We start from the raw sequence: 18,709 nt of genomic DNA on the forward strand, positions 1-18,709 counted from the left end.
GCGCATAATCACGGCCGCCCTTGAAAGAGAATAATTCTCATTTCATAACGATAGGCGCAAGGATCAGGGAACATGCCACATCAATACACCCGCTATCGGCTCCGCCGCCATGCCATTGGTCAGCCACTGCTCTGCGGTGTCCTGCTGGTGGGTACGCTACCGGCCACCAACACCTACGCCGAGGAGATTGGCAGCCAGTCACAGGTCGTGGTGTCCGCGTCCTCTCTGGTGGATATCACCGGCCCCACCGAGGGGTATCGGGTCTCGGCCAGCGACGCCGCAACCAAAACCGCCACGCCGCTGATCGAGACGGCACGCACAGTCGATGTGATTACCCGGGCGCAGCTTGATGATCAGAACGTGCAGAACATGAACGATGCCCTGCTCTATACCCCCGGTGCCTTTACCGGCCTGGCCGGCGCCTCCAAACGCTCCGATGTAGTCGCACTGAGGGGCTTTCACGGCGGTGATGTCTCCAACACCTTTCTCGACGGCATGCGGCTGCAGAGCGACCCGGGCGCCTATTCGGCGATCCAGATCGACCCCTTCTTCCTGGAGCGCATTGATGTTCTCAAGGGCCCGGCCGCCAGCCTCTACGGGCGCAGCATGCCGGGCGGGTTGGTCGATTTCACTACCAAACGACCCCGCAGCGAGCAGCAGGGATTGCTGCGGATGAGCTACGGCAGCTTCGACAACCGCTTGCTCGGGCTCGATCTTACCGGCCCGGTGGGCGATGGTGACTGGGCCGATTATCGCTTCACTGCCCTGGGCAGCGCGTCCAACACCCAGTTCGATGTCGCCGGGCGTGAGCGCTATGCCGTCATGCCGCAGGTTGAGCTGCATCCCTCGGAGGATACCGATCTGCTGCTGCAGGCCTACCTGCAGCACGATCCGGCCGGTGACTTCCACGGTGCAGTCCCCTATGACCTGAGCGTTGATGACGCGCGCTTCGGACGTACCGTTGATCCCGACTTCTCCGATGCCGACCCCGCTCATGACGTGTTCAAGCGTGATCAGCGCATTTTCTCCGCGCAGCTCGAGCATCGCATCAGCGACAACCTGACCGTCAACTCGCAGCTGCGCTACATCAACATGGATGTAGAGCTCGAACAGGTCTATCAGGGCGGTTTCAGCGGCAATGGTGCCGAGCTTTTGCGCTACTACTCCGGCGCCAGCGAAGACCTCGAAGCGCTCTCCACCGATAACCGGCTGACCTGGGAGATCGACACCGGCGCGCTGTCCCACACGCTGCTGGCCGGAGTGGACTATCAGTGGCGCCACAACGATGCCGATTTCTCGAGTGCCGGCGCCACCCCGCTGGACCCTTTCAACCCTGATTACTCGGACGACTCGCTGACCAGCGAACCAGCCGTTTACAGCCGTCAGGCGCGGGAGGTGCAGCAGGCTGGTGTCTATCTCCAGGATCAGATTCAACTGGGCGGCTGGCGACTGACACTGGGTGGGCGTCAGGATTATCTTGATCGCGACTACCACTCGAAACTGACCGGGGCTACGGACAGCCGCAGCGATCATCACTTTTCCGGCCAGGCCTCGTTGCTCTATCGTTTCGACTCCGGTATCGCGCCCTATTACAGCTACAGTGAATCCTTCAATCCGAGTGCCGATTCCAGCGTTGACGGCGTGGTACCCGCCCCGGTAGAGAGCTTCCAGCATGAGATCGGCATCAAGTATCAACCGCCGGGCACCCGGGATCTCTATTCGATTGCCTTTTACGACCTGACCCAACAGAACGTCCAGCAGCGCGCCAGCGTGACGCCGGTGCGCTACATCGGGGTCGGCGATATTCGCTCACGGGGCGTTGAGCTTTCCGCGCGGGCCGCTCTCACCGAGCGACTCCGGGTGATCGCCGGCTACAGCTACAACAACATCGAGTACCGGGATGACAACAACAGCGTCAGCCCTGCCATCGAAGCGGGCAATACGCCGGTGCTGTCGCCGAAACAGATGGCTTCGCTGTGGCTGGCCTATGACTTTCCGCGCGGCGTGCGTGGCGGCGTGGGAACGCGCTGGGTGGATGAAAGCCAGGCGAGTGCCGACAACGAACGGCAGACCGACGACTACACCCTGGTCGACGCCTTCATCAGTACCGATCTCGGGCAGTTCTCCAGTGCGCTGCGCGGTGCCAGCCTGCGGCTCAACGCCACCAACCTGTTTGACAGGGAGTACGTCACCGGCTGCTTCAACACCAGTTACTGCTACTTTGGCGATGAGCGCAGTGTTACCGCCACGCTGGACTACCGGTTCTGAGCCCCGACCAGCCACCGTCTGGTAACCGGCCCGATGCCGTCGCGTTTCGACCCGCAGGCCCTGCCCTCGCCGGGCTGCGGGCGAACGTGATCAGGGCCTTGAGCGCGGCGGCACCCGAGCGGTTAAAGGCTCAGCCTGTTTCACGTGAAACACCCGATCTCCGATCCGGCCGCGAGGCATGACGGGAAAGACTCAAAGGCTTGATCAGGCCTTCCTGACGAATTCCGACTTGAGCTTCATTGCTCCGATGCCATCGATCTTGCAGTCGATATCATGATCGCCCTCGACCAGACGGATATTTTTTACCCGCGTCCCCACCTTGACCACCTGTGACGAGCCCTTGATCTTCAGATCCTTGACTACGGTGATCGTGTCGCCATCGATGAGCACATTGCCATTGGCATCCCGAATGTCGCGGCTCTCCTCGGCAGGCGAATCGTCACCCGCCTGCGCCCATTCATGACCACACATGGGGCAGACAAACAGTGTGCCATCTTCGTAGGTGTAGTCGGCGTTGCAGGCGGGGCAATGGGGCAGTGCTGACATTCGAGTATCCTGTTAACAAGCGTAATCGGGCAGGCATCTTACGTGCTTTAGCAGCTCAGGGCCGCAATATTTGACCACCCCGGGCCATGGTCATGACCCGAGGCAGTCCGATCGATCCCGGTCCATGCGAGCCGCGGGGCTGTCTTATGCACCGACCGACAGGCGAACTACGTGATAGCTCAGCGGCGGCAGGCTGCCCTTGAGCGCACCGTCTTCAACGCCCACGCCTTCGCCTGATACCGGGCGCACCTGATCCGGCTGGTTGGCCGTGTTGACGAGCTTCATCTGCGGATGGTTGATGCACTGATGCTCGACCAGACGGGCGTTTTCAAAGCCGTGCAGGGCGACATTCAGGTCCAGAGCCTCTTTCTGATGGCGGTTGATGGCAAAGAGCGTCACGTATTGCCCTTCCTCATCATGGACACCGGCAATATCGAGACATGGCACGTCCTCGAGCTCGCGGGTCTGATAGGTGGGGCCATCCACGGCCAGCTGCAGCGCTCGACCCCGGCCGTAGCGCGAGGCAAACATCAGCGGATAGAAGATGGTCTGGCGCCAGGCGTCACCGCCGGTCTCGGTCATGATCGGCGCAATCACGTTGACCAGCTGGGCGATACAGGCGATGCGCACCCGGTCCGAGCGGCGAATGAAGGTGTTGAGCACGCAGCCGATCAAAAGCGCATCCTCAACATTGTAGATGTCCTCGAGAATCGGTGGCGCAAAAGGCCAGTCGCTGCCCTCCAGCACGCGGCGATCCTGGGCCACGCTGTGGTACCAGACGTTCCACTCGTCAAAGCAGATGTGCACCTGGTGACGGGTGCGCTTTTTGGCCCGGATGTAGTCGATCACCCCGGCGATCGAGACAATGTAGCGATCAAGCTGTTCGGCGATCGCCAGATAGTCGCCGAGCTGGTCCTCATGATTGGTGAAGTACATGTGCAGCGAGATGTAGTCCACCGTCTCATAGCAGTGATCCAGCACGGTGGCTTCCCACTCCGGATAGCTCGCCATTTGAGGATTCGACGAGCCGCAGGCGACCAGTTCCAGCGAGCGGTCGTAGGCCTTGAGCGCCTTGCCGGTCTCGTTGGCCAGATGGCCGTATTCGGCGGCACTCTTGTGACCGATCTGCCAGGGGCCGTCCATCTCGTTGCCCAGACACCACAGCCGCACATTCCACGGGTGCTGGCGGCCATTTTTGATGCGCTCATCACTCCAGGCACTACCGCCGGGATGGTTGACGTACTCCAGGAAATTGCGCGCCTCGTCGATACCGCGCGAGCCCAGGTTCACCGCCAGCATCATCTCGATGCCGGCCTGCTCGCACCAATCGGCAAATTCATGAATGCCGACCTGGTTGGACTCGCGGCTGTGCCAGGCGAGATCGAGCCGCACCGGGCGCTCTTTGCGCGGGCCGATGCCATCCTCCCAGTTGTAGGCGGAGACAAAGTTGCCACCCGGGTAGCGCACCAGGGGCGGGGCCAACTCACGCACCATTGCCAGTACGTCCTGGCGAAAGCCCTGGGCATCGGCCTGTGGGTGGCCGGGTTCAAAGATGCCGCCGTAGATGGCGCGCCCCATATGTTCGAGAAAGGCACTGTAGAGGCGCCCGTCGATGGTGCTGGTGACAAAATCGCGGTGCAGGGTCACACGGGTCTGCATGAGAGTCTCCCGGTCAGAGGTCATGGTTATTATCAGGTCGTCGCCGGCCGGACAGTGCCTGCCCCGGGGTTATCATCGGTCGCGTCGCTCGAGTGCTGCCCGGCGCGTGCTTCCAGATCATGGCGAATGCGATCCATCTCGGCGTCATCCAGTCCGAAGCGCCAGCCGGCAAGCAGCATCAGCGCACTGACCAGCGCCGGAATCAGGGTGAAGAGCAAAACAATCATGCTCAGTGCCGAAGCCTGCTGAGCATCGGCACCGCCCACATAGTTACCCAGCGAGAGCATGAAGCCTACCAGGCCACCAGCAGCCGCGAGCCCCAGCTTGAGAAAGAAGAGGTTGCCAGCAAAGGAGACGCCGGTATTGCGATAGCCGCTCTGCCACTCACCAAAATCTTCGGCATCAGCCATGAAGGCCCAGGCGATTGGTGTGCCGATGCCGTGGCAGATGTTGATCAATAGCACCACGACCGCCGCCGGAATGACCTGATCGCCCGGGACGAAATAGAGCGCCACGCAGGCCACCACCAGCGCCAGTGAGCTTGCGATGAACACGCGTAACTTGGTCGAGCGGCGGGTCAGCAGCGGTGAGATGGCCGTTCCCGCCATGCCGCCAAGCACGCCCGAGGTCACGAACAGGGAGATACCGGCGGCGCCCAGTCCCAGTACCCAGGTGGCGTAATAAATCGCCGCCCCCTGACGCAGGAAGAACTGGAAAGCCTGCAGGAAGGTAATGGCCAGCACCTGACGCCATTTGGGGTTGGCAGCCAGTGTTTTCAGGCTCTTCAACAGTCCGTGGTGGTGAGTCTCGACCGGTTGTACACGTTCGCGCACGGTGGCAAAGCAGAAGCCGAACATGAACAGCGCAATGACGCACATCAGCCCCATGGTGATCTGGAAGCCGCGCGCCTGATCACCCTCGCCGAACCACTCCACCAGCGGCATCAGCGAAGAGTTGAGAATCAGGTAGGCCACACCCACCAGCACGAAGCGCCATGACTGGCATGACACCCTTTCGCGGTGGTCACTGGTCACCACGCCACCCAGTGCGCAGTAGGGAATGTTGACCGCGGTGTAGAGAAGCGACATCACCGCATAGGTGACAAAGGCATAGATGATCTTGCCCTGATCCGACCAGTCCGGGGTGGTGAACATCAGTACACAGGCCACCGCCAACGGCACCGGAATGAACAGGATCCAGGGACGAAAGCGGCCCCAGCGGCTGCGGGTACGGTCGGCAATGGCGCCCATGATCGGGTCGGTGATGGCATCCACGAAGCGCATGGAGAGAAAAATGGTACCGACCACCGCCGGCGAAATACCGTAGATATCCGTATAGAAGTAGGACAGATACATGACCACAGCGGCGAAGGTCATGTTGTTGCCGGCATCGCCCATGCCGAAGCCGATCTTTTCGATGATGCCGAGTCTGGTGCCCTGCATGGCGTACTCCTGATACCCCGGATGCCCGGCCCCAAAAGAGGCCAGCGACTTGTATCAGAAGCTATACAAGAGGATATCGCTCTCCCAATAACCAGAATATCAACCCTTGATAATATTAATGTTATCGTTGTCATTTCCATGCAATAAAAACAGAGGGATATATCAGCGCTTCATTGCGTGTACTGCACTAGAGTCGAATAGGCAGGGCGGCCCGATTAGCCCAATGTCGCATACCGGAAGCCCGGCTACCGATCACGACGATCACCCTGGGGGTACCATCACGGTTCGCTGAATCGCCGCTGAGCAACCACACTGACATCGACCCGCATGACAATTGACATCCAGCGCAAGGATGTCCTAATCCAACTGTCTTCAAGGAGGTCGTTGTGGAATATCGCAATCTTGGCAATTCCGGACTGCGCGTCTCGACCATGACGCTGGGTACCATGACCTTTGGCGGTTCGGGCCGAATGGCCAGTCTCGGAGACACCGATGTGGCCGGTGCTCGCCGCCAGATCGACATGTGCATCGATCGCGGGGTCAATTTCTTCGATACCGCCAACATGTATTCGGCTGGTGCTTCGGAAGAGATCCTCGGGGAGGCGATCAAGGACAAGCGGGATGATCTTCTGCTGGCGACCAAGGTCCGGTTTCCGATGGGAGAAGGTCCCAATGAGGATGGCCTGTCACGTCAGCATATTCTGACCCAGTGCGATGCCAGTCTGCGGCGATTGCAGACCGATCGGATCGACCTTTATCAACTGCACCAGTGGGATGGACTGACCCCACTGGAAGAGACGTTGCAGACCATGGATCAGCTGGTACGGGATGGCAAGGTGCGCTACTACGGCATCTCCAACTTTTCCGGCTGGCATCTGATGAAGGTCATGCAGACCTGTGAGCGTCACGGTTTCATCAAGCCGGTCTCCCAGCAGATCCACTATACCCCGCAGGCGCGCGAGGCCGAGTACGAGCTGATGCCGGCTGCCAGCGACCAGGGGCTGGGCACCATGATCTGGAGCCCGCTGGCTGGTGGGCTGCTTTCCGGCAAGTATCGTCGTGGCCAGACCAATCCCGATGGCACTCGCTTCAGTCAGGGCTGGACCGAGCCACCGATCCGTGACGAAGCGCAGCTCTACAATGTCATCGACAAGCTGGTGGAAGTGGGCGAAAGCCACGGTGTTTCTGCGGCTCAGGTAACACTGGCATGGCTGCTGAGCCGCCAGGGCGTTACCACGACGGTAATCGGGGCGCGCAAGGATCATCAGCTGGAAGATAATCTGGCCGGTGCCGAACTGACGCTCAGCCAGCATGAGATCGAAGCCATCGAAACGGCCAGCCGCCCACCGCTGATCTACCCCTACTGGCATCAGCTCAAGACGGCTGCCAAACGCTTCGGCCCGACTGATCGCATCCTCCATCAGCCCTATCTCGACGCCAGCGAATAAACCCACTGGTCGTTTCCCGGGACATTCGCTATCTCAACGCCCACCCCTCAGGCGGGCGTTGTCATGCGGGCGCTCAACGCCTGGCTGCGACTTTCGGCCATGCGGCCAAAGCGGAATGGAGAAAATCGGTGGACCTGCGCAGCATCGGAGCGTTGTCCAGAGCCAGGGAGTGTGGCCATGAATGCGCAATTCATCACCCGGGAACTGCTGGAGCGCTGCCGCCGCGAGCAACAAATCCAGCATGAACGTAACAGTCAGCGATTCGACCCTGCGCCCATCAGCAATCGCAAGGAACTCTCGCTACTGGTGGAGCAGGCACTGGGAGACGGCGACAGTTATGCCGATATCGCCAATCATCATCATGACATTGCACTGACTGAAGCAGAACTGACCGATCTGATCGGACCCGAGCAGGCACTGCGAGAGCGCATCGAGCGTTTCCGCATGGCGCACTGAGACGCTTGTATAGCCGCTGTCTCCGTCCGCTCAGTCACGGATTCAGCGGCTTTTCAGTACCAGCCGGCGTTCAACTCATGCATACGGCGACGCGCCCGCGCGGCCCGCGATGTTTTTCCAGATAACGGTGAGCTTCGACCATGTCATCAAAATCGAAGATTCGATCGATATGGGGCGTCAGCCGGCCTTCGAGGGTATAGCGATCGACAGCCCGGATTGCCCGCTGCAGGGCGTCCCGGTTCTGTTCGATGCCGAGCTCTGGCTTGCCGGCAAAGTTCGACAGGCAGTGCAGGAAAAAGCGAATGTTCTTGCTGAAGGCGGCCTGCGCCGGGAAGCTTGTCTGGTTCCCCCCCTGCATGTCATAGAGCACCAACCGCCCACAGGGCGCCACGGCTTCGCCCAACAGGCTCAGCTGTGGTCCACCCAGCGCATCCAGCACGATATTTACCCCGGCCCCATGGGTAATCCGCTCAATGGCGGTCAGCAGATCGCTGGTTTCGGTATTGATCACCCACTCGGCCCCCAGTTCGCGCAGAAATGCCTCATGCGTCTCACGCGTCGTGGTGGCGATGACCCGCCCGCCCAGGGCCAGCGCCATCTGAATGGCATAAGGGCCGTTGAGCTGACAACCGGCAGTAATCAGTACGGTATCTCCGGGCCGAAGTTCGGCCAGCTCACTGAGCCCCAGCCAACTGCTCAGAAGCGGCGTATAGTGCACGCTCGCTTCAATCGGGGTCAGCAGGTCGGGGTAGCGGATCAGGGACTGCTGCGGCAGGACGATCTGTTCACCATAAGTGCTGTAGCGGTTGGGGTCGAAGGCCGATATGGAAGCGACACGGTCTCCTGGAGAGAAGCGCTCAACATGTTCGCCCACGGCCAGTATCCGTCCGGCCATCTCGGTCCCCAGACCAGCCGGCAACGTCGCTCTCGTCTGTCCCAGATTCTGACGCCAGAGCACGTCACGCCAGCTCACTCCGATGGCTTCGGTGGTGATCAGTACCTCATCGGCAGCCGGCCGCGGCGGAGTATACTCGGTATACTCGAGCACATCGGCCGGACCAAACCGATTGAAGCGAATCATGCGAGACATGTCGCAGCCCTCTCCTGTTCATTGGATACCCCGACTCTATCCCGCTGTCGCGGCTAACACTATGCATGGTCATTGATACTCTTTATAACCGGCAATGATACTGCTCTGACAAGGCAGTCGCCGACTGTCGTTACCACCCGGGGGCCTTCATGAATCGCAGTGATCTGCGGCGGGTCGACTTCAACCTGCTGATCGTATTCGAAACACTGATGCAGGAGCGCAGCGTCTCACGCGCTGCCGAGCGGCTTTTCCTCGGCCAGCCCGCGACCAGCGCCGCACTGGCCCGTCTGCGTACCCTGTTTGACGATCCCCTGTTTGTGCGTACCGGACGCACCATGGAACCGACGACCCGGGCCCAGGAAATCTTCGAATCACTGCAACCGGCCCTGGATGCCATTTCCGGCGTATTGAGCAATACCCGGGATTTCGATCCGGCTACCAGCGAGGCGGTTTTCCGGATAGGCCTGTCCGATGATGTCGAATTCGCCCTGTTACCACCACTGCTCAAGCGGCTGCGCAGCGAAGCACCGAATGTGGTACTGGTCATCCGTCGGGCCAACTACCTGCAGGCCCCGCATCTTTTGAGCTCCGGCGAGATCACGGTCGCGGTATGCTATACCCGTGAATTGCCCGCCAATGCCAAGCGACGCACTCTGAGGCGTACCACCCCCCGAGTCATCCGGGCAGATGCCACGCCGGGGGCCCTGTCACTGGATGATTTCTGCGCTCGACCCCATGCTCTGGTATCCCATGATGGTGATCTCACCGGCTACGTCGATGACCACCTCGCCAAAATGGGACGACAGCGTCACGTGGCGCTGGCCGTGCCCCAGTTCAACGGGCTGGGCTCATTGTTGGCCGGGACCGACATCATCGCGACCGTACCGGATTATGCCGCCGGTGTCCTGACCGCCGGTGGCGGCCTGCGAGAAGATGAGCTGCCCTTTGCGGTCGACCCTTTCGAGCTCTCCATGGTCTGGCGCAGCGCCCAGGACAATGATCCCGGTGAGCGCTGGCTGCGCTCGCGTATCCAGATGTTCGCCGGTGATCCGGATTCGCTCTGAGCCATTGCAGAGCTCATTGCTCTCAAGTTCAGGAACACACTGCCGTTATTGCCGGCGTCGATAGTTGACTTCGCTGCGTTCGATTCGTCTTTACCCCCTGGCCGGTTCAGAATAGCGACATCCGCTGTCAACGCTTCTGATGCCGGGAGAATCGAACCATGAAAGCCCGTCTGATCATTGCTCTGCTGGTGCTGGCCATGGTGGCTGCCATTCGGCGGGCACGGCGTTGTCGACGGCTCAGGCTTGGTCATCGCCCGACACCGCACGGCTGCTGATCAGCCTCGGGTGACACATCAGCTTCATACGTAGTGGATAGAATAAAGCGCCTTGCGGCCCCGGATAAGCGACGTCGCCGTCCTCGAGGGCCTTGAGACGGATGCTGGACGAACGCTTACCGGCTGCCTGCAGCCACCTGCTACAGGATATTCGAACATGAAACCCCGCCTGATCGTCGTGCTGATCGCCGCGGCCCTGATCGCCTCGGCCCATCGCACGCTCGCGCGCAGGCCGAGGCTTCGTGACCGTCGCTCGACACGCTGGCAGGGGTCCCCCTGAACGAGCCGGCCTGCCCGCGGGGTGACATCCTGACCACCGCCTGGTCACAATGGCGGTCGTTTCCATTACGAGAGTCCTGCATGTCCCCCCATCCCGTTTCCGGAACGCCGGCCGCCGGGCTCGATACCACGGCCACCAACCGGCTGATGGATTATTTCGACCACCATGATCAGGTCTGGCTGTTCGGCTATGGCTCCCTGCTCTACAAGGCAGGATTTCCCTGGCTTGAGTGTCGTCCCGCAGCCATTCGCGGCTGGACGCGGCGCTTTTGGCAGGGCTCCCACGATCATCGCGGTACGCCCGAGGCGCCGGGTCGGGTCGCAACCCTGGTCCCGGAAGAAGGCGCCCTCTGCGACGGCATGGCCTATCTGATTACCCCCGCCGTGTTCGATCAGCTCGATATCCGCGAGAAGAACGGCTATCTGCGCTTCGTGACCGAACTGTATTTCGATGATGGCGCGCGAGCCGAAGGGCTGGTCTACATTGCCACCGAAGAGAACGAGGCCTGGCTGGGGCCGGCGTCGGATCATGAGATCGCCCGGCGGATTGCCGACTCCGCCGGGCCAAGCGGCCCCAATCGCGACTATCTGCTGCACCTGGCCGAGACACTGCGCGCGCTGGGCCACGTGGATGAACACGTTTTTGCGCTGGAGCGGGCGCTTTTGGACATCGAACGCAGCAGCTGAGGTATCAAATTCACTCGCTATCGCCGGTCAATTGCGCTGCCGTATCGCTGGCGCCCATCGAGACCGCCAGGTCGTGGGCACTCATGCCCCCCATGGCACGTGCCGCCGGATTGGCACCGTTGGCAATCAGATAATCGACAATGGTGGTGTGATTGAACATGGCGGCGAACATCAGCGCCGTCTTGCCATCCGGCGTGGTGCCATCGACGGCGGCACCGTTTTCCAGCAGTAGTTGCACCATCGCCAGATTCCCCTTGAACGCGGCACCCGCCAGCGGACTCTGACCGTTGTCGTTGCACAGTTCGGGATCGGCGCCATGTTCAAGCAGTACCCGTGTGGTCTCGAGATGGCCATGATAGCTGGCCAGCATCAGCAAACTGTCGCCCTTGTGATTACGCATATTGGGCGGCAACCCCTGTGGCAGCCAGTGGCGGAATTTCTCGGTCTCACCGTTGCGGGCGCTATTGAACACCTCGGTAGCCAGTCGGATCGTCTCCTCGTCCGGCTCATTCCGGGGCGGCTGTTGCTCATCCGACATGAAAGCTCCTGTTGTGCGGTGAATGATGCCGTCATGATCGGCCATTTCCCGATATCAGCATAGCCTCAACGGACAGGGCCCGGGGCAAATCGCCCCGGGCCCTGTGCTATCAGGCTATTTTGAACGGCCTTATTCGTAGGCCATGTCCTCCAGCTCGCGCCCTTTCGTCTCGAGAATGAAGCGAGAGACGAAGAAGATCGAAATGATGGCACACAGCGCGTAGAAGCCATAGGCGCCGGCCAGACCGATCGCTGCAAGCATGATCGGGAAGGTGATGGTGATACCGAAGTTGGCCAGCCACTGGCACAACCCGGCTACCGCCAGCCCCGAACCACGAACCCGGTTGGGGAACATTTCGCCCAGCATGACCCACATCACCGGCCCCCAGGAAGCGTTGAAGAAGAAGACATAGGCGTTGGCAGCCAACAGGGCGACCACACCATTGTTGCCCGGCAGTTGCAGACTGCCATTGACCAGCTCACCGGTAGAGAAGGCGTAGACCATGATGGACAGTGTCACTGCCATACCGATCGAACCAGCCCAGAGCAGTGGCTTGCGACCGATGCGATCGATCACCCCGATCGCCAGCAGACAGGCCAGGATACTGACGGCACCACTGATAACGTTGATCAGCAGGGCATCATTTTCGGAGAAGCCCACCGCCTGCCATAGTACGGCGCCGTAGTAGAAGACCACATTGATGCCGACCAGCTGCTGGAAGACCGCCAGCCCGATACCGATCCAGACCACCTTGTAAAGCTTGCCGGTTTTCGAGTTGATCAGATCGCGCAGACGCGGTTTGTGACTCTGCTCCAGAGAATTGCGGATCTCGCCGAGCCGCTCCCGGGCTGCGCTCTCTTCATGCACCATGTTGAGCACCCGATCGGCCTGCTCGGTCTTGCCGGCGCTGACCAGATAACGCGGACTTTCGGGAATGAACAGCAGCGCCACCAGGAAGATACCGGCCGGCAGCAGTTCCATCCAGAACATGCAGCGCCAGGCCTCGAAACCGAACCACAGCGGCTCGGTCGAAGCGCCGGCCAGGTGCGCCAGTACATAGTTGTTCAGAAAGGAGAAGAACAGCCCCAGAATGATCGCAATCTGCTGCACCGTGGCCAGGCGACCGCGTACCGCAGCCGGGGCGATCTCACTGATATAGGCCGGCGACATGACACTGGCAGCGCCCACGGCCAGACCGCCCAGTACACGATAGATGACGAACTCGACCGACCCCGAGGCCACCCCGGATCCCCACGCGCTGATCAGGAAGAATACCGCCGATACCAGCAGCAGCGAGCGTCGCCCGAAACGATCTGCCAGACGACCGGCAAAGAAGGCACCGACAGCGCAGCCCAGCAGCATCGAGGCCACGTTGAAACCGGTTGCAGCGCTATTGGAACCGAACGCCTGCTTGAGGCCATCCACCGTGCCGTTGATGACCCCGCTATCAAAGCCGAACAGGAAACCGCCGATGGCGGCCACGCAACAGGTGAGAAATACCACCATGGAGCGTTGTGAATCAGTGGAAGCTTTTGCCATCTTCTCTCTCCTCGAGTGCGACGATTCCGGCAGTGATCGCGCACGGCGTTGAACATGCAAAGCGGGCTGATCCATGACGCCATCCAGCGCCGCCCACCTTCACCCGGTAGTTGTCATCGATACACGCCACATCACCGCCAGTCATCGGCAAGGGCATCAGGCATGCTCGGGCCGAAGCGCACTTCCGAAATCCGATGGCCGGCGATCCAATGCACGTTCTCGGGCCATGCATGGCTAGGTCGTGACGTTCCCCCTGGCTCGACACCCTGCCATCCATTCGAATCCATGCTTCGCTCCGGCGGTGCTGCAGAGAAGAGGGCCCCTCCCTGCCAGCACCCACCAGGCACTTGGTATGAACTCTTAACCAAGTGCCGATGGTGAGGCTGCCAAGGCGACATCGCCATTGAGCAAAGGTCGAAAGACCGCTTTCAGCACACTGCACTTTGGTCGTATCAGCGCCAGGGACTACGACCAGGGTGGTATTCCGCAATAGCGCGATGCGGGTAACACTGAGGCTTCGTTCAGGCTCACAATCAAGCGCTGTTACTGCCTGTTCGGATACCGCTGCGCCGACCTTGCAAAGGCCAGCCATTCTCCTTTTGCCGGAATAACCTGATGCGGAAATCACCAGCGCCATGACCGGTCCACTCCGCTCTCACCACGGTGGTGATCTCGGTTTTCTCAAACGCCACAACCGTAGTGTCATCCTCGAAACGGTACGACGCGCCCCGGGGGTGACCCGAGCCGATGTCGCGGTGCGTACCGGGCTGACCAAGGCCACGGTCGGCGCCATCGTGCAGGAACTGTTGAACCGGGAGTGGTTGCGGGAAGGCGCGCTTCAGCAAAGTGGCGGCGGCCGGCCGGGACGCAGTCTGCATCCCGATGCCAGTCGCCATGTGCTGTTGGGGGTCGACATCGGCGTCAAGAGTCTGCGTCTGATCGCCTGCAGTCTGACGGGAGAGCCGCTGATTCAGCATCACATCGAGCAGGTGCCCACGACGCCCGAAGAGACAGCGACCACACTGACCGAGCACATTCGGACCATGCTTGCCGACGATGCAGTGCGCGATCGCCACTGCCTGGGGATGGGCGTGACCCTGCCCGGGCCGGTGTCACCCGATCGCCCTCTGCTGCGACTGGCGCCCAATCTGGGCTGGCGCGATGTGCCCTTTCTGGAGCTGCTGAAGCCGCTGCTGCCGCAGGTCACCGGTCACTGGCTGCTGGATAACGAAGCCAATGCGGCTGCTTTCGGTGAGTACTACTTCCATCCCGGCCTGTTACCCGACTCACTGGTCTATCTCAGCGCCAGTACCGGGATCGGTAGTGGTCTGGTGACCGGCGATGGTCATGTCCCGATTGTCTCCCGGGGGCGTGGCGGACTCGTCGGTGAAATCGGACATACCATCCTGCAGCCCGGTGGACTCTACTGTCATTGCGGCAACCGCGGCTGCGCCGAGACGCTGGTCAGTGGCTGGGCGATCCGGGCAGCACTCAATATTCCGGCCGATCGCAGTGTCGCCGAAACGCTGCGGCCGCGACTGAACGAGCCGGAAGTCGCCCTGACCCTGCGCCGAGCGGGCGAGGCCCTGGGCATGCTGTTGCTCAATCTGCACCATACGCTCAACCCCCCCGAGATCGTCATTGGCGGCTCTCTCGCCGGCCTCGGTGATGCCCTGCTGGCCCCCGCGCTGGCGTATTTCGAACAGCATCGCAATGGGCTGCTGGACACCACCGGCCAGGTCACTGTCCGGGTACTGGAAGACAGTACCTTCACCGCGGCGCGAGGCGCTGCCGCCGAAGTCATGGCCCGGGCCGTACAAGCTCCCTGAGCCCATGCACCGGCCTCCTGTCACTTTCGGGCCGATTTTCTTCAAATCAGGCCCGGACCTGGCTATACCCGATTGAGAGCAACCGCGATCGATCACCCGATCACCCCACACAACCACAATCCGGCAATCGCCGTGCCTTTCCGAACAGGGGCGCGCCCGAGCATCCGAGGGGGTGCAACATGAATGAACGTCAGATGGCACTCGAAGCCTTGCGCTACGATCTGCGTGAGCGTCTGCAACTCTACCGCACGCATCAGCCCCATGAAGGCGAGACAGCGCCCCCGGGCGATAATGTCATGGATCAGCGCGCCACCCATGTGGCGCAGGAGCTGGCACGGGTCGAACAGGCACTGCTGCGCATTGCCGCTGGTGAGGGCGATTACTGTGGCCGATGCCTGATGCGTCTGGAGGGGTGGCAACTCACTACCGACCCCTGCGCCACCCTGTGTGCCTACTGCGAAGCACGACCGAACGACGACGTATAAGACACACGCTGTCAGTCGGTCGTATCAGGTTCGCCCTCGGCGGCCGATCAAATAATGACGAGCCCCGGATGCAGGGTTACTGCGTCGGGCAGCCCGGCAGGCGCCGTGCCGGATCACTGCAGTCGGATCTGACCGGCTGCTCGGCATGCGGCGTTCCTGCAGGTGCCCAGTCATACGCCACCGGCTGAGCGCGATAGATGGCATTGGTCGTGTAGTTGTCGTTCTTCGATAACCGGCCGAACCAGGGGCTCACATACTCCCAGACGATCGCGCCCTGCGGCGTGACCTGAAAGAGCCGACCATGCTGACCCTCATCGATCAGGGTGTTGCCGTTGGGCAGGCGTCGGGCGCTGCTGATAAAGGCACTGTAGAAACTCCACAGCGCCCGCCCGGAGTCGGTGGCGTTGTACTGCCAGACGATCTCGCGGGTGACAGGATCCACCTCGATCACCCGTGACCAGGCAAAGACCCCCTGTCGGGCGGGCGGAAAGCCGGCATTTCCCTGGTTGTCGAAGATCAGCAGATGGCCGGCACCGGGCAATCCTTGTGCAATCATGTGAACATCATGCTCGCCAACCAGCTGATCGACCGGCCGTGGCAGCTTGCCGCCGGCACGAGCCGGCGCCGAATCAAAATTAGGCCCCAGTCGCCAGACCACCCGACCGGTTTGACGATCGATGATCCAGGCCACATTGGCATTGCGTGCATTGAGTAGCAGATTATCCGGTGCAAAGCGCGTATCCCCCTTGTCATACCAGCGGTTCGGGCCCAGCGGGGCAGCCGTGTTGATATGCAGGAAGTCGGGATCGTCGGAGCCGCGCACCTGCTTCAGCTGCGACGCGGTGAACCCAAGCTCATCAAGATGTTGAGAGGCCACCCAGCGCCAGACCACCTGCCCGTCGGGATTGACCTCCACCAGGGCATTGTCCACTACCCTGGGCGCAGCAAAGCCCCTGATGGGATGAGGCAAACCGACCAGCACCAGGGTATTGCCATTGGGGAGCCGACGGATGTCATGGTTCTGATAGGCCGGATGCTCATGATCTCCCCAGCGCCAGACCACCTGCCCCTGCCAGTTCACCTCACCTACCGAAACATTGGTCAACCCATTGCCGGGACCGGCCAGCCCCTTCGGTGCCTCGTCTTCGGCCAGTTGTACAAGGATATGGCCATGTTCGCCTCCCGCCTGTGACGGCATGATCGCCTGCGCGGGGAAGCCTCGCCAGGCCCAGCGATGCACCTCATTGCCGTTCATGTCGATCAGATGGGTCTGCTGATCGCTGCCGGTAAACAGGACATGACTGTTGTAGGCACGATCAGGATCGTAATAAGTCACCCCGGTAGGAAAGACGCTGGGAATGGCCTGAGCCCGAGGAGCACACAACAGGGCCATCATCAGGGTGATACAGGGCAGGGCGTAACCGCCCCTGAGACATTTCATGACATGACAATCCTCAAAACCTGTCGAAAGTGCCGGCACTCGGCCGGTCCGCTCGAGGATAGAGCGAAAGGCATGACACTACCCGGTCCGATACGCTTTCAGGAGCCTTTGATTGCAGCCTTGTGTGGCATTACTGCAACAACAGGTAGCCAACGTCCGGAGAGATCAGTGATCCGGAGGGCTCACTCGGAGGGTTTGAACCGATGACCGAACACGCTTCATGCTAACGTCCCCTCTCCTGTCCGAAGCCTTGAGAGTGCCATGACGTCTGTTCATATACCTCGTCCGGCAGCACTGAGTGTGGTCACCCGCGATGATCGCGTTCTGCTGGTACGCCGCCGCCATCCACCGGATGCAGGGCTGTGGGGCTTTCCCGGCGGTCGCATCGAATGGGGAGAACGTATCGAGCAGGCCGCGGTCCGCGAGCTTCGGGAAGAGACCGGCGTGGCCGCGACCGCCGGGGAGGTGCTGACCGCGCTGAATGTCATTGATGCCAATCGCCAGGCCATCCACCATCACTTCGTGCTGATTGCCGTACGCTGCCACTGGCAGTCGGGTGATGGCATCGCCGATGACGATGCCAGTGAGACCGGCTGGTTCACGCCCGCGGACATTGCGGCTGTCGAAGATGAAGTCAGTGCCGATGTCGAGTGGCTGGCCAGGCTGGCCCTGCACCAGAGTGATGCCAGGGCCTAGCCGACAGAGACGCTTCGACCGGTTCGCGTGGAGAGCGCCTCACAAAAGCCGGCAGTAATCACCAGCCCGGTGCCAAGCGCCATCAGCGGCGTATAGGGCTCATCCGCCAGCAGTGCAGACGAGATGGCCCCCACAATCACTTCGGTCATCATGAAAATGCCGAGCCGGGCAGGGTCCAGGCGCGTCACCGACCACATGAAGGCAGTCAATGAGAGTGCCCACCACAGAATACCGATGGCCAGCACAGCCGATACGATCGCGCCAAAATCCGGCGCGCCCTTCGGCTGTTCCGAGGGGGTGCCCAGCATCAGGCTCAGCAGGATCGCCGCGGCCAGCGCCCCCAGGCAAAAGAGGAGATTGCTGACAGCAGGATGGAGCCGGGCATGCCGATTCATGCCGGTCGACCCGATCGACCACAGCAACCCCGACAGCAGCCCCAGCCAGTCTCCGATACTTTGCGGCAGCGGCAGACCCGAGGTATCACCACTGTTGAGCACCAGGAAGACCCCCGTCAGGCCCAGCAGAATGGCCGCATAGCGCCACCGGGAAACGGGCGTGCCAAGCCCCCAGCGGGCAATGAGAATGCTCCAGACCGGCGTCATGTAGAACAGCACGATAACGGTTGCCACATTGCCGTACAGCAGCCCTACCGAATACAGGGTGAAGGCCACGCCTCCCAGCAGCGTGCTATACAGACCGATGCGACTGGCATGCCCCGGCGCGTGTCGCTTCAGCCAGGCCATTGGCAGCATGACGAGACAGCCAATGACCAGCACCATGACATTGGTCCAGGCCCCGGCGCTGACATGTGACTCCAGATAACGCAGGGGCAACCAGTAGATACCCCACAGGGCCGGCACCAGAAGCGCTACCCAGATGGCAAGCATGCCTGTTCCATCATGACGCTGCATTCAACCCTCTCTTTGCCCTGGACTGTCATTGAACGACGATGAGGCCGCCTGTTGCC

17 protein-coding genes are annotated in these 18,709 nt (G+C 61.1%); 9 read left to right on the plus strand and 8 right to left on the minus strand.

The annotated features are described in order from the left end of the window. Positions 1 to 72: 72 nt before the first annotated feature. Positions 73 to 2,268, plus strand: coding sequence for a TonB-dependent siderophore receptor (locus FY550_RS16120; protein WP_149054665.1), 2,196 nt, complete (start codon positions 73 to 75; stop codon positions 2,266 to 2,268). Positions 2,269 to 2,472: 204 nt separating this feature from the next. Here FY550_RS16120 and FY550_RS16125 read toward each other — a convergent pair whose 3' ends face one another. The 3 genes from FY550_RS16125 to FY550_RS16135 all read right to left on the minus strand — a co-directional run bounded on the left by FY550_RS16125 (position 2,473) and on the right by FY550_RS16135 (position 5,915). After that, positions 2,473 to 2,814, minus strand: a complete 342-nt coding sequence (locus FY550_RS16125; protein WP_070979988.1) for a zinc ribbon domain-containing protein YjdM — start codon at positions 2,812 to 2,814, stop codon at positions 2,473 to 2,475. Between the two features lie 144 nt (positions 2,815 to 2,958). Continuing rightward, positions 2,959 to 4,473, minus strand: coding sequence for an arabinosylfuranosidase ArfA (gene arfA / locus FY550_RS16130; protein WP_070979991.1), 1,515 nt, complete (start codon positions 4,471 to 4,473; stop codon positions 2,959 to 2,961). A 32-nt stretch (positions 4,474 to 4,505) separates the two neighbouring features. Further along, positions 4,506 to 5,915 (minus strand): glycoside-pentoside-hexuronide (GPH):cation symporter, encoded by a 1,410-nt coding sequence (locus FY550_RS16135; protein ID WP_070979993.1) that lies wholly within the window; start codon positions 5,913 to 5,915, stop codon positions 4,506 to 4,508. Positions 5,916 to 6,301: 386 nt separating this feature from the next. Between FY550_RS16135 and FY550_RS16140 the strand changes: the two genes are divergently transcribed. Together FY550_RS16140 and FY550_RS16145 are read left to right on the plus strand one after the other, a co-directional pair. Then, positions 6,302 to 7,363, plus strand: a complete 1,062-nt coding sequence (locus tag FY550_RS16140) for an aldo/keto reductase (protein ID WP_070979996.1) — start codon at positions 6,302 to 6,304, stop codon at positions 7,361 to 7,363. Positions 7,364 to 7,540: 177 nt separating this feature from the next. Further along, the gene (locus FY550_RS16145) at positions 7,541 to 7,819 is read left to right on the plus strand and encodes a hypothetical protein (protein ID WP_070979998.1); all 279 of its coding nucleotides are present in this window, start codon (positions 7,541 to 7,543) and stop codon (positions 7,817 to 7,819) included. A gap of 70 nt (positions 7,820 to 7,889) precedes the next feature. On the opposite strand, the gene FY550_RS16150 is transcribed toward FY550_RS16145, so the two are convergent. Next, positions 7,890 to 8,909 (minus strand): zinc-dependent alcohol dehydrogenase family protein, encoded by a 1,020-nt coding sequence (locus FY550_RS16150; protein ID WP_070980000.1) that lies wholly within the window; start codon positions 8,907 to 8,909, stop codon positions 7,890 to 7,892. A 149-nt stretch (positions 8,910 to 9,058) separates the two neighbouring features. Between FY550_RS16150 and FY550_RS16155 the strand changes: the two genes are divergently transcribed. The 3 genes from FY550_RS16155 to FY550_RS16160 all read left to right on the plus strand — a co-directional run bounded on the left by FY550_RS16155 (position 9,059) and on the right by FY550_RS16160 (position 11,214). Next, positions 9,059 to 9,973 (plus strand): LysR substrate-binding domain-containing protein, encoded by a 915-nt coding sequence (locus tag FY550_RS16155; RefSeq protein WP_070980002.1) that lies wholly within the window; start codon positions 9,059 to 9,061, stop codon positions 9,971 to 9,973. Positions 9,974 to 10,405: 432 nt separating this feature from the next. Beyond that, a complete protein-coding gene (locus FY550_RS17155; protein WP_267902458.1) occupies positions 10,406 to 10,528 on the plus strand; it encodes a hypothetical protein in 123 nt (40 codons plus the stop codon). A gap of 80 nt (positions 10,529 to 10,608) precedes the next feature. Then, entirely contained in the window at positions 10,609 to 11,214 is a 606-nt protein-coding gene (locus tag FY550_RS16160; protein ID WP_070980005.1) for a gamma-glutamylcyclotransferase, read from the plus strand. 10 nt (positions 11,215 to 11,224) lie between these two features. On the opposite strand, the gene FY550_RS16165 is transcribed toward FY550_RS16160, so the two are convergent. Next, positions 11,225 to 11,752 (minus strand): ankyrin repeat domain-containing protein, encoded by a 528-nt coding sequence (locus FY550_RS16165; RefSeq protein WP_070980007.1) that lies wholly within the window; start codon positions 11,750 to 11,752, stop codon positions 11,225 to 11,227. Positions 11,753 to 11,881: 129 nt separating this feature from the next. After that, entirely contained in the window at positions 11,882 to 13,291 is a 1,410-nt protein-coding gene (locus FY550_RS16170) for a sugar porter family MFS transporter (protein WP_070980009.1), read from the minus strand. 635 nt (positions 13,292 to 13,926) lie between these two features. On the opposite strand from FY550_RS16170, the gene FY550_RS16175 reads away from it, so the two are divergent. Then, positions 13,927 to 15,120, plus strand: coding sequence for an ROK family transcriptional regulator (locus FY550_RS16175; RefSeq protein WP_070980011.1), 1,194 nt, complete (start codon positions 13,927 to 13,929; stop codon positions 15,118 to 15,120). A 179-nt stretch (positions 15,121 to 15,299) separates the two neighbouring features. After that, the gene (locus tag FY550_RS16180; RefSeq protein WP_070980014.1) at positions 15,300 to 15,605 is read left to right on the plus strand and encodes a hypothetical protein; all 306 of its coding nucleotides are present in this window, start codon (positions 15,300 to 15,302) and stop codon (positions 15,603 to 15,605) included. Between the two features lie 76 nt (positions 15,606 to 15,681). Here the strand turns inward: FY550_RS16180 and FY550_RS16185 are convergent, their stop codons facing one another. Further along, complete coding sequence (locus FY550_RS16185) at positions 15,682 to 17,046, minus strand: aryl-sulfate sulfotransferase (protein ID WP_070980016.1); 1,365 nt, start codon at positions 17,044 to 17,046, stop codon at positions 15,682 to 15,684. 261 nt (positions 17,047 to 17,307) lie between these two features. Here FY550_RS16185 and FY550_RS16190 point away from each other — a divergent pair, with 261 nt between their 5' ends. After that, positions 17,308 to 17,742: an NUDIX hydrolase gene (locus FY550_RS16190; RefSeq protein ID WP_070980018.1), complete on the plus strand. Its 435-nt coding sequence runs from the start codon at positions 17,308 to 17,310 to the stop codon at positions 17,740 to 17,742. Here the strand turns inward: FY550_RS16190 and FY550_RS16195 are convergent. Then, complete coding sequence (locus tag FY550_RS16195; RefSeq protein ID WP_070980021.1) at positions 17,739 to 18,653, minus strand: DMT family transporter; 915 nt, start codon at positions 18,651 to 18,653, stop codon at positions 17,739 to 17,741. The genes FY550_RS16190 and FY550_RS16195 overlap by 4 nt on opposite strands. Positions 18,654 to 18,709: the final 56 nt, after the last annotated feature.

The sequence above is a fragment of the Kushneria phosphatilytica genome (assembly GCF_008247605.1).
Lineage (GTDB): Bacteria > Pseudomonadota > Gammaproteobacteria > Pseudomonadales > Halomonadaceae > Kushneria > Kushneria phosphatilytica.